Raw genomic sequence first — 10663 nt, 5'->3', positions numbered from 1 at the left:
AAGCGAGATGCGCATTCTACGCACCTGGGTTTTAATGTCAACGTTTTATTTGGTTTTTTTAAACTTTCTTTTCAGAAGATTCAAACTCACTTTTAAAACGTTAAGTTAACTTAATCAGCTTAGACCGATTTAGGTAACTCATTGAAACCGTTCGTTTGGGTTACCCCTTGGAACTGGAGCGCATTCTAGAGATTTCTGGCTTCACGTCAACCCTTAATTGCCATTAATTTACAAATAAAGGTTTGTTTGCTCTTTATTTATACAACCCTTGCTGTGACTGGGTTTTTAATGCTCGATACGCTGAAAAATCACCCAGTTACATTGTGTCTTTGAAGTAACTTTGTCTTAACCGCTAAGTACCGGGAGTGACTCAGTGCATTGAAAAATGCTGTTTAATAGCTTTTTTTGCTAAGATAGCTATATCAGTCATCTAAAATCTCTTATTTATGCATAAAAATAATTTTCGAAGCTATCATGGCATTACTCCTATATTAGGTAATGCAGTTTATGTTGATGAAACGGCCGTACTTGTTGGTGACATTACCTTAGGTGATGATACTAGTGTTTGGCCTTTAGTTGCCGCTAGAGGTGATGTGAACAAAATTACCATTGGCGCTCGCACTAATATACAAGACGGTACGGTTTTACATGTCACACGCAAAAGTACCGGTAATCCCAATGGTAACCCTTTAGTTATTGGTGACGATGTTACGGTTGGTCATAAGTGTATGTTACACGGATGTGCTTTGGGTAACCGAATACTGGTTGGTATGGGCGCTATTATTATGGATGGTGTTATTGTTGAGGATGATGTGTTTATCGGTGCGGGTAGTTTAGTGCCGCCAAACAAAACACTTAAAAGCGGCTACTTGTATGTTGGTAACCCAGTTAAACAAGCGAGAGAGTTAAAGCAGAGTGAAGCTGATTTTCTCAAACAGTCTGCAATAAACTATGTTGAATTAAAAGCTGAGTACTTAGCTGATAACCATTAACCTTTGAGGTTACTCCAACTCTATATGTATTTCATTACCTTCTGGCTCGTTTTCCTCGAGCCAGCTTTCTGTTACTTCTTCTAAATCAAATTTAGTGCCATCATCAATTTCGGTTAATTTCTTTAGCTGCATAGAATGAAAATATAACCTTATACGCTGTCCTGAAACTTGTCCGGTAAAAGACCAAGCATCATGCTGCTGATCAAAATGTAGATCATCATTAAATAAAATTGCTTGGTTCATCTTATGCTCGCTTCACTTTCATTACTTTAACTGAGCTCTTAAGGAGACAAGTACAGGCTCTACTGCTGGGCTAACGGCTCTCCACAAATGAAAGCTTGCCGCAGCCTGCCCCACTAACATGCCTAAGCCATCAATAATATGTTCAACACCTAGCTGTTTTGCTTGTTTTAAAAATGCGGTTGGCTCTTTGCCATAGACCATGTCATAACAAACTGTTGAACTTTTAATTGTGTGATCTGATATCGGTAAGCTATCGCCGGATAGACCTGCTGATGTGGCATTGATGATGATATCAAATGCTAAGTTATTGGTCTCTGCAAAAGTAATAGCATCAATAACGTCATTAGGATACTGGCTAGTAATGGCCTGTGCTTTACTTAATGTTCTATTGGCAATAGTTAATGATTGAGGAGACTGCTCTAATATTGACTGCACAACGCCCTTTGCAGCTCCGCCAGCACCGAGTAATAACACCTTACTATCTCGCAGTTGCACTTGATGCCTGAGTAAGTCACTAACTAAGCCGACACCATCTGTAGTATCACCATAAATAATTCCATTAGAAAAAATTAAGGTGTTCACTGCGCCAGCTAACTTGGCTCTTTCACTCAACTCATGACACAGGGCAAATGCTTGTTCTTTAAATGGTGCGGTGACATTGGCGCCTTTGCCATTGTTAGCCATTAATTTTTTTACAGCGCTGTCGAATTGATCTAATGCAACCAACTGACTTTGGTAGTTCATTGTTTGCTTTGACTGTAGCGCAAACTGTTGGTGAATAAAGGGAGATTTTGATTGAGCAATAGGATTACCAAATACGCGATACTGATCCATAAGATTACTAGCTTAAATGTTTAGCGGTAGACTACCCTAGTTGTTAAACAATGAAAACAAAAAAGCAGTCACTAGGTAACTGCTTTTTTCATCACTTTGGCCCGTGATGAATAAGGTTAAAGTCTCTTTAAAATGTATAAGCTAACATCAGTGAATAAACCATGGGGTCTATTTCAACTTCAGCACTGCCATTAACACTACCACCTACTTTAAAACTGGTATCCGTATTAATATCAATATAACGAGCGGAAGCATTTAATGACCAGTTTTTGTCAAGTTGGTAATCAGCACCAAATTGAACAGAAAGTCCGAAAGACCCGTCTAAGTCTAAATCACTAAAACCCGCCTCTTTATAAGTTGAAGAAAACTTCTCATCAAAGAAAATTGTATAGTTGATACCCGCACCCACATAGGGCTTAAACGCTGAGTTAGTATCAAAGTAATACAGTGCACTTAATGTCGGTGGTAAATGAGATATTTTACCAAGCGTTGTGGTTGCACCATCGGCATGCAGTTTTATGTCATGAGAAAACGGGGTTGAGGCTAAGAGTTCAATAGCCCAGTTTTTATCATAAAAATACACAAAATTAAAACCAAGCTGAGTATCACCATCCGCTGATACATCTAAACCTGAATCAGCGCCATCGAGGAACACGTTAGCTTTATTACTTGCAGGATCAACCATAGTGGCGCCACCACGAACGACAAAGTCGCCAGCTTGGTTAGCAAGTGCAAGTGGAGATAATGTAAGAGCGGAGAGGATTAGTCCATTAATTACTGAGGTTTTCATTAGAGCGTTACCTTTTATAAATAGAAAAAATATTGAATTTGTTCACTAAGGTAATTTTACGCGTGCATGGTTTTAAACAGTTTGATCTAGCTCAAGCTTTATCATAAACCCTAAAAAAATAGGCTTTAATTGTCTTGAAATTAAAAAACTTAATTTGGGTAACTTAACGTAGCAACCACACCTACAGCGAAATTTTCTGTTGATGTGGATTGCTAGGTTAATAAACAACAAGCGATAATGCTAGGTTATAACCAATCTTGCGGTACTAAATAGTCTTGTAGTGCTGCTTCTGGGCTGCCAGCTTCCGGCTGAAAATTATATTCCCAACGTGCCAGTGGCGGCATTGACATCAAAATGGATTCTGTTCTGCCACCTGATTGCAAACCAAATAAGGTGCCGCGATCAAAAACTAAATTAAATTCAACGTAGCGGCCACGACGATAAAGTTGAAATTGACGATGGTTATCATCAAAGGGCGTTGCTTTACGCTTTTCTATTAAAGGTATGTAAGCATCAAGAAAGCCTTTTCCAACTGCTTTCATATAATCAAAGCAATTATCGAATTCCCATTTATTAAGATCATCAAAAAATAAGCCACCAACGCCACGAGTTTCATTGCGGTGTTTTAAATAGAAGTATTCATCACACCACTTTTTATATTTTGGATAAACATCGTCACCAAAAGGCTGACAAATATCTTTTGCCGTTTGATGCCAATGCACAACATCTTCTTTGAACGGGTAAAAAGGCGTGAGGTCAATACCGCCACCAAACCACCACACAGGTTCTTCACCTTCTTTTTCAGCAATAAAAAATCGGACATTGGCATGAGATGTCGGAATAAAAGGATTTTTAGGATGAATAACTAATGACACACCACAAGCTTGCCATTTACGGCCGGCCAACTCTGGACGATGTGCTGTTGCAGATGGTGGTAACTTATCACCAGAAACCACTGAAAAGTTGACGCCGCCTTGCTCAATAACGCTACCATTTGTGAGTACTCGGGTTCTGCCACCACCGCCCTCAGCGCGCTGCCAATTATCTTCAATAAATTTACCACTGCCGTCGGCAACCTCTAACGCGGAACAGATTTGGTCTTGCAACGATTTTAAAAATTCAACAACAACATTAATATTTATAGTGCTCATGAGCGAATAACATCTCCAGATAGTGCATCAATAATAGTAGAAGGCTGATCAAAGCCTAGAGTTTTTCCTTTAATAATAAAATCAATTTTATTGGCGAGTTCATTGGGAATTCCTTGCCATGTTTTGGCCGGAGGTTTACCACTTAAGTTGGCGCTCGTAGAAACAATCGGCTTATTAGTGGCGAGACAAAGTGCCACAACGTCTGGCTGGCTAGTAACACGCACAGCAATAGTGTCGAAGCGCCCTGTCAACAACCTAGAAGTGTTAGCATTTTTAGCCACGAGTTGGGTAATACCGTTGGGCCAGCGAGATAATATCGCCAGGCGTTTGTCTTGAGGTATTTTACACTCATCTATATAAGGTAAAAGTTGTCTATAGTCCCCCGCCAGCAATATTAAGCCTTTATCTACTGCACGTGACTTGATCATCAGCAGTTTTTCAATTGCCCCATCGTTATCAGGATCACAGCCTAAACCAAATACGGCCTCGGTTGGGTAAGCTAAAATCCCACCCTGTTGAAATGTTTCTAATGCTGTCGTCATGGCGTTTTATGATGGCGCTTAATAAAATTAATTTAATGATGATTATACGTTTTTTACTGACAAACAACATGGCTAGTAAAAAAAAACGGTAAGAGTCTGTAAACTCTTACCGTTTGGATTAAACCCCCGTTCAACACTAATAATAAATTAAGCTTCAAACAGCTCTTTAATTTTCTGCCTGAGCACGAACTTCTGTACTTTACCCGTTGAGGTTTTAGGCAACTCGCTAAAAACAATTGTTTTGGGTACTTTAAAGCCCGCCATATGTTCACGGCAATATTGAATTACCTCTTGTTCTGTCAGCATATGCCCGCGCTTCAGTGCTATAAATGCACAGGGAGTTTCACCCCATTTTTCATCTTTTTTGGCCACTACGGCGGCTTCTAAAATGGCTGGATGGGTATATAACACACCTTCAACTTCGACTGATGAAATATTTTCACCCCCCGAAATTATAATATCTTTTGAACGATCACGAATTTCAATATAACCATCTGGATGTTTAACCGCTAAGTCTCCTGAATGAAACCAACCATGAGCAAAAGCCTCTTCTGTGGCTTGTTCATTTTTCAAGTAGCCTTTCATCGTGCTATTACCCCGGAACATTATTTCACCCATAGTGATTCCATCTGGGCGAACAGGCTCCATAGTATCCGGATTTAGCACATCAACGTCTTCTTGCGTGATATAACGCACACCTTGGCGCGCTTTTAATGCTGCCCGTTCATCATCGCTGCGCTCATTCCATTCATCTTTCCACTCACTCACGACACAAGGCCCATAAACTTCAGTTAAGCCATAACTTTGCGTGATTTCAATGCCTAAGCTTTCAATGCCCTTAATAACCGCGGCAGGTGGCGGAGCACCAGCGGTCATCGCTTTAATATTTTTAGGTAATTGCGCCAGCAAGCTTTCATCAGCATTTAAAATCATATTAAGCACGATTGGTGCGCCACAAAAATGACTGACCTTATGCTCAATCATCGCATTAACGATAGCGCCTACTTCTACCTGCCTCAAACAAATTTGCGTACCGCCAACAGCCACTATTGTCCAAGGAAAACACCAACCATTGCAATGGAACATCGGCAAAGTCCACAGATAATTGGTCTTGCTGTCTGTCGGCCAAACAAAGTTATGGCCAAGAGAATTCAAGTAAGCACCACGATGTGAGTAAACTACACCTTTAGGATTACCCGTAGTGCCTGAGGTATAATTTAGCGCCAAAGCTTGCCATTCATCATGAATCAATGAGCCAGTGAAATTTTCATCCCCTTGAGCCAGTAACTCTTGATATTCCATGGTACCAAGGCGCTCCCCCCCTGGTCCTTCTGGATCGTCAATATCAATCACCAAAGGTTTACGCTTTGACAGTGCTAATGCTTGTTTAATCACACCGGAAAATGCGGTATCCGTAAACAGTACATCGCATTCGGCGTGATCAAGAATAAAAGCGATATTTTCCGCATCGAGGCGAATATTAATAGCGTTAAGCACCGCACCCGTTAGTGGCACACCATAATGGGCATCCAAAAATGCCGGTATATTAGCGGCCATGATACTGACGGTTTGCCCTGGATTTACCCCATTTTTAATGAGGCTTGAGGCGAGTCGACGGACATTTTTACGATATTCTTGATAGGTAAATTTTTGCTGACCATGGATAATTGCAATTTTGTCTGGATAGACATCAGCGCTACGATTTAAAAAGTTTATTGGTGTTAGCGGCTGACTGTTAGCAGCAATCTTGTCTAAACTTTGGCTATAAATGTTACTCATTCCTTTCCTCATTTATTTTACCGAAGCGACGCTTAATACTAATTAAATGAGTATTAAGCAGTGATTTTATATCATGTTCGGCTTTGCAATATGAGAATAATCATACGCCAATAATTAAATTAAAAAATTATCCTTTGGTCTATACCCGCTCTACATCAAAGAAAATTATAAATGCTATGAAAGAATTGTCATTTCAGAATATTTTCAAACACGTTATAATATGGCATTAAATTTCACCTAACATTACCGCCTTAAGCATAACGTTAGGTTTCAAATCACCTCATCAAAAGGCACTACGCGTATGAAAGTTGGGATTATTATGGGGTCAAAGTCAGATTGGCCAACCATGCAGCACGCTGCTGAAATGTTAGATCTATTTAATGTACCTTATGAAACAAAAGTTGTTTCTGCACATAGAACACCTCATTTACTGGCTGAGTATGCACAAGGCGCTAAAGAACGTGGCATTCAAGTTATCATTGGTGGCGCAGGTGGCGCAGCGCATTTACCTGGTATGACTGCTGCTTATACGAGCTTGCCAGTTTTGGGTGTGCCCGTGCAATCAAAAGCCTTAAATGGTCAAGACTCGTTACTCTCTATTGTACAAATGCCAAAAGGCATTGCTGTTGGTACATTAGCCATTGGCACGGCAGGTGCGGCCAATGCGGGTTTATTAGCCGCTCAAATTATTGGTCTTTCTGACCCAGCGGTACAAGCAGCAGTCGAGCAATTTAGAGCAGAGCAAACACAAACAATTCTTGATAACCCAAACCCTGCAGAATAGGCTAGCTAAATGAATGTTTTAGTATTAGGTGCTGGCCAACTGGCTCGTATGATGGCCTTGGCGGTTAAGCCTTTAAATATCAATATACGCGCTTTTGATGTTGGCTCAGACACTGTAGTTGATCCACTTTCAACTGACGTTGCTTTTGGTGGATTAACACAAGGTATTGAGTTCGCTGACTTTATCACGGCTGAGTTTGAGCATATTGATCACCAAACACTTGCACTTTGCCAAGCGTCTGGAAAACTACGCCCGAGCAGCCAAGCCATTAAAGTCGGCGGCGATAGAAGATTAGAAAAAGATCTGCTCATCAAGTGCGGTGTGGCCAATGCCCAACACCAAATTATTGCGAGCAAAGCAGACTTTGACCAAGCTTTAAATAACCTGTCTATGCCATTAATTTTAAAAAGCGCTTTAGCGGGTTATGATGGTAAAGGTCAATGGCGATTAAAAGATAAAACACAAGCCGAAGACATTTGGCTTGATATTAAAGCTTTTTTCGATGGTGGCGTACAAGGCCTTCAACATGCGGTAGTGGCCGAACAAATGGTGCCTTTTGATCGCGAAGTCTCTTTAGTTGGCGCGCGTGACAGTCAAGGTAATACGGTAGTTTACCCCTTAACGCAAAACCATCACACCAACGGCGTGCTGAGTGTCTCAATTGCCATCCAAATAGATGAAGCGCTACAAGCACAAGCAAAACAAGTGTTTGATAGCATAGCAAAAGAGTTAGATTACATTGGTATATTAGCCATTGAATTTTTCCAAATTGGCCAGCAATTATTGGTCAATGAAATTGCTCCTCGCGTACACAACTCAGGTCATTGGACCCAACAAGGTGCAGATACTTGTCAATTTGAAAACCATTTACGTGCGGTATGTGATTTACCGCTTGGCAGTACTGAGTTAATTCGTCCATCAGCCATGATTAATATATTGGGTGAAGATGAAGTACCCAATGAAATTTTAAGTGTGGCGAGTACCACTTTACATTGGTATGGAAAAAGCAAGCGCCCAGGCCGTAAAATGGGGCATATTAATGTCTCAGGCAATGATGAAAAACAATTAGCCGAGCGATTAAGCTTATTAGCTGACATGCTACCAGAAGCAGCATTTAATGAACTTAAGCCTTATGTCGCCAGTTACAAAAAACAACTGAGTTAACACTAAATTAGTGATTACAGAGCCAGTGATGCCTTACGGATAAGTCACTGGCTTTTTTATACCTTAATTCCTAGCTCAATGTATATCTCGATTTATAAGAAAATTAGTGCGGTTGAAAGTGACTGCAAGGTTTAGACGCGCATTGTAACTTTTCACCTGCTGCCATCTGTCTTTTTAGTAATAAAGCAAAGCCACATTTTTCACATTCACCCACAACTGGCTCATGATTCACAACAAACTTACATTTTGGATAGTGATCACAAGAATAGAATGTTTTACCAAAACGGCTGATTTTTGATTGTAGTTGGCCCTTTTTACACTGTGGACAACTGACATTTTGTTGCTCAAGTTCATTGTGATCTTGCGCCACGATGTAAGAACAGTCAGGGTAGTTTGTACAGCCAATAAACATACCATATCGACCTTGTTTGACCGCCAATTCTTGATTGCATTCAGGGCATTCACTACCGGCCAGTATTTTGTCATCAACGCGCTCATGTTCGACAACCGCTCGAGTGTATTGGCAGTTAGGATAGGTAACACAACCAAAAAATGAGCCTGACTTACCATGCTTAATGGTGAGCTGCGAAGCACAGTCAGGACAAATTTCAGTGGTTTTTTCTAAGGCATGTTCATGACGTGAAAACAGGGGTTTTTCGGAGTTTGACATAGTAATGCACCTAAAATATTAGGTACCTATTATGCCATATTTTTACCATATTAACGTGGCTATTTTTCGTGCACTTTTTGTCTTAGACAAAAAAAGCTAATGCAACGGGCCTTCTTGCTCATCAAAAATCAGGTCTTCCATTTGAGAGTAGGCACTTTCTTTACCTGGCACATTAAACAGCACCATCAACACAACCCACTTTAAATCATCAATAGAGAAAAATTTAGTGTCTAGTTCCATAACTCGGTCAATAACCATTTCACGGGTAGTAAAGTCTAATAAATTAACCTGCTCTAAAAACATCAGAAAACCACGACATTCTACATCAAGAATTTGGCTTTCTTGTGCCGTATAAATTCGAATAGATTGGTTACCTACTCGTGTTAAATAAGGATAAGCCTCTGTGTCCTGTAAGGCGGTAAGTTTTTCCAGCCAAGCAAGCGCTTTATAAATTTCATCTTGGTGAAAACCAGCACGCGTTAATTCATCAGTAAGTAGTTCATGATCGACCATGACTTCGGCTTCACTATGAATATAGTTTTCAAAAAGGTACATCAAGATATCAAACATCACTAGCCCCTATTTAATTTAAGGTAACCCCCTGGCACAGCAGACACCAGACCTCTAAGTTCAAGCACGGTTAATCGAGTTAGCACTTCGTCTATCGGTAGTTTACTGCGCGAAACGACTAAATCTACGGGCGTAATTTCATAGCCCACACTAGCTAACATTGGATCGTTACACAAGTGCTGTTTTTCACTTTTTTCTGCTAAATTATCTTTCGCTTTGTTTCTACTTAAGTTTATATTATTTGTAACGAACTCTTCAAACTCGTCCACTATGTCGGCCGTGTCTTCGACAAGCTTAGCGCCTTGTTTAATTAACCAATGACAACCTTTCGCCTGCACATTATAAATTGAGCTAGGTATAGCAAATACTTCTCGACCTTGTTCTAAGGCACAACGCGCCGTGATCAACGAACCACTTTTTAAAGACGCCTCAACGACCAAAACCCCCAAACTTAAACCGCTTATTAAACGATTTCGCTTTGGAAAGTGTCCCGCCTTAGGTGCAATACCCGGGGCAAACTCGCTAATGATTAGACCCTTGTTTTCAACAATATCTTTTTGTAATTTTTTATGTCGAGCGGGATAGGTTATATCTAGTCCTGTTGCTACCACTGCAATAGTATAGCCCTGCTGATGCAAGGCCCCTAAATGGGCTTGCGCGTCGATGCCTAATGCTAAACCACTAGTAACAACGAATTGACTTGTTAACTGACCCGATAAATTATAAGCAATCTCTCTACCTGATATACTGGCATTGCGGCTACCCACAATGGCAATTTTAGGTAATAACAATAAATCCACATTACCACGGACAAAAAGCACTAGCGGTGGATCATAAATTTCCTTTAATAATTGTGGGTATAGGGGATCATCAAAGGCAATAATTTCGCTGTGACAGTGGCTTGAATCAGAGATTATTTTTGTTAACGAATCCCAGGCAGGAGAAGTTATTGCAGCACGCTGTGGATTGGTGAGGCCTGACAAGGTTAAGTCAGTCTTCGCCGCAAATAAAGCCGTTAAACCAAACTTTTCGACTAAGGCGATTTTTTTATGACTGGCTAACCGTGGAATAGCTTTCACTGCTAGCCAATAATGCGTTAAAGTTAACTCTAACGTGAGTATATTGCTGGTATTTACCACTTGCT

General features: G+C 40.5%; 12 protein-coding genes. 3 read left to right on the top strand and 9 right to left on the bottom strand.

Annotation, left to right across the window (positions count from 1 at the left end; genetic code table 11):
• Nucleotides 1-446 precede the first annotated feature (446 nt).
• Entirely contained in the window at nt 447-992 is a 546-nt protein-coding gene (locus H4J59_RS17710) for a gamma carbonic anhydrase family protein (RefSeq protein ID WP_182241310.1), read from the top strand.
• 9 nt (nt 993-1001) lie between these two features.
• Here the strand turns inward: H4J59_RS17710 and H4J59_RS17705 are convergent, their stop codons facing one another.
• From H4J59_RS17705 to H4J59_RS17680, 6 genes are all read right to left on the bottom strand, one after another.
• Nucleotides 1002-1235 (bottom strand): hypothetical protein, encoded by a 234-nt coding sequence (locus H4J59_RS17705; protein WP_182136183.1) that lies wholly within the window; start codon nt 1233-1235, stop codon nt 1002-1004.
• Nucleotides 1236-1256: 21 nt separating this feature from the next.
• On the bottom strand, nt 1257-2069 hold the full coding sequence (aroE, locus tag H4J59_RS17700; protein WP_182241309.1) for a shikimate dehydrogenase: 813 nt from the start codon (nt 2067-2069) through the stop codon (nt 1257-1259).
• A 127-nt stretch (nt 2070-2196) separates the two neighbouring features.
• Nucleotides 2197-2859 (bottom strand): OmpW family protein, encoded by a 663-nt coding sequence (locus H4J59_RS17695; protein WP_182241308.1) that lies wholly within the window; start codon nt 2857-2859, stop codon nt 2197-2199.
• Nucleotides 2860-3104: 245 nt separating this feature from the next.
• Nucleotides 3105-4010 carry an oxygen-dependent coproporphyrinogen oxidase gene (gene hemF / locus H4J59_RS17690; RefSeq protein WP_182241307.1) on the bottom strand — a complete coding sequence of 302 codons (906 nt, stop codon included), beginning with the start codon at nt 4008-4010 and terminating at the stop codon, nt 3105-3107.
• Nucleotides 4007-4552, bottom strand: coding sequence for a Sua5/YciO/YrdC/YwlC family protein (locus tag H4J59_RS17685; protein WP_182241306.1), 546 nt, complete (start codon nt 4550-4552; stop codon nt 4007-4009). The genes hemF and H4J59_RS17685 overlap by 4 nt, the downstream gene beginning before the upstream one ends.
• A 147-nt stretch (nt 4553-4699) precedes the next feature.
• Nucleotides 4700-6331: an acyl-CoA synthetase gene (locus H4J59_RS17680; RefSeq protein WP_182241305.1), complete on the bottom strand. Its 1632-nt coding sequence runs from the start codon at nt 6329-6331 to the stop codon at nt 4700-4702.
• 301 nt (nt 6332-6632) lie between these two features.
• Here H4J59_RS17680 and purE point away from each other — a divergent pair, with 301 nt between their 5' ends.
• Together purE and H4J59_RS17670 are read left to right on the top strand one after the other, a co-directional pair.
• Nucleotides 6633-7115, top strand: coding sequence for a 5-(carboxyamino)imidazole ribonucleotide mutase (gene purE, locus H4J59_RS17675; protein ID WP_182241304.1), 483 nt, complete (start codon nt 6633-6635; stop codon nt 7113-7115).
• Between the two features lie 9 nt (nt 7116-7124).
• The gene (locus tag H4J59_RS17670; RefSeq protein ID WP_182241303.1) at nt 7125-8279 is read left to right on the top strand and encodes a 5-(carboxyamino)imidazole ribonucleotide synthase; all 1155 of its coding nucleotides are present in this window, start codon (nt 7125-7127) and stop codon (nt 8277-8279) included.
• 103 nt (nt 8280-8382) lie between these two features.
• Here H4J59_RS17670 and H4J59_RS17665 read toward each other — a convergent pair whose 3' ends face one another.
• From H4J59_RS17665 to dprA, 3 genes are all read right to left on the bottom strand, one after another.
• Nucleotides 8383-8949: a topoisomerase DNA-binding C4 zinc finger domain-containing protein gene (locus tag H4J59_RS17665; RefSeq protein ID WP_182241302.1), complete on the bottom strand. Its 567-nt coding sequence runs from the start codon at nt 8947-8949 to the stop codon at nt 8383-8385.
• Nucleotides 8950-9045: 96 nt separating this feature from the next.
• Nucleotides 9046-9519 (bottom strand): DUF494 family protein, encoded by a 474-nt coding sequence (locus H4J59_RS17660; protein ID WP_182186669.1) that lies wholly within the window; start codon nt 9517-9519, stop codon nt 9046-9048.
• Nucleotides 9520-9521: 2 nt separating this feature from the next.
• Nucleotides 9522-10658, bottom strand: coding sequence for a DNA-processing protein DprA (dprA, locus tag H4J59_RS17655; RefSeq protein ID WP_310733221.1), 1137 nt, complete (start codon nt 10656-10658; stop codon nt 9522-9524).
• Nucleotides 10659-10663 lie beyond the last annotated feature (5 nt).

This window comes from Colwellia sp. MB02u-10 (assembly GCF_014077185.1).
GTDB lineage: Bacteria > Pseudomonadota > Gammaproteobacteria > Enterobacterales > Alteromonadaceae > Cognaticolwellia.
Note: the sequence above shows the minus strand (reverse complement) of the source record. Positions and strands in the feature narration are given on the sequence as shown.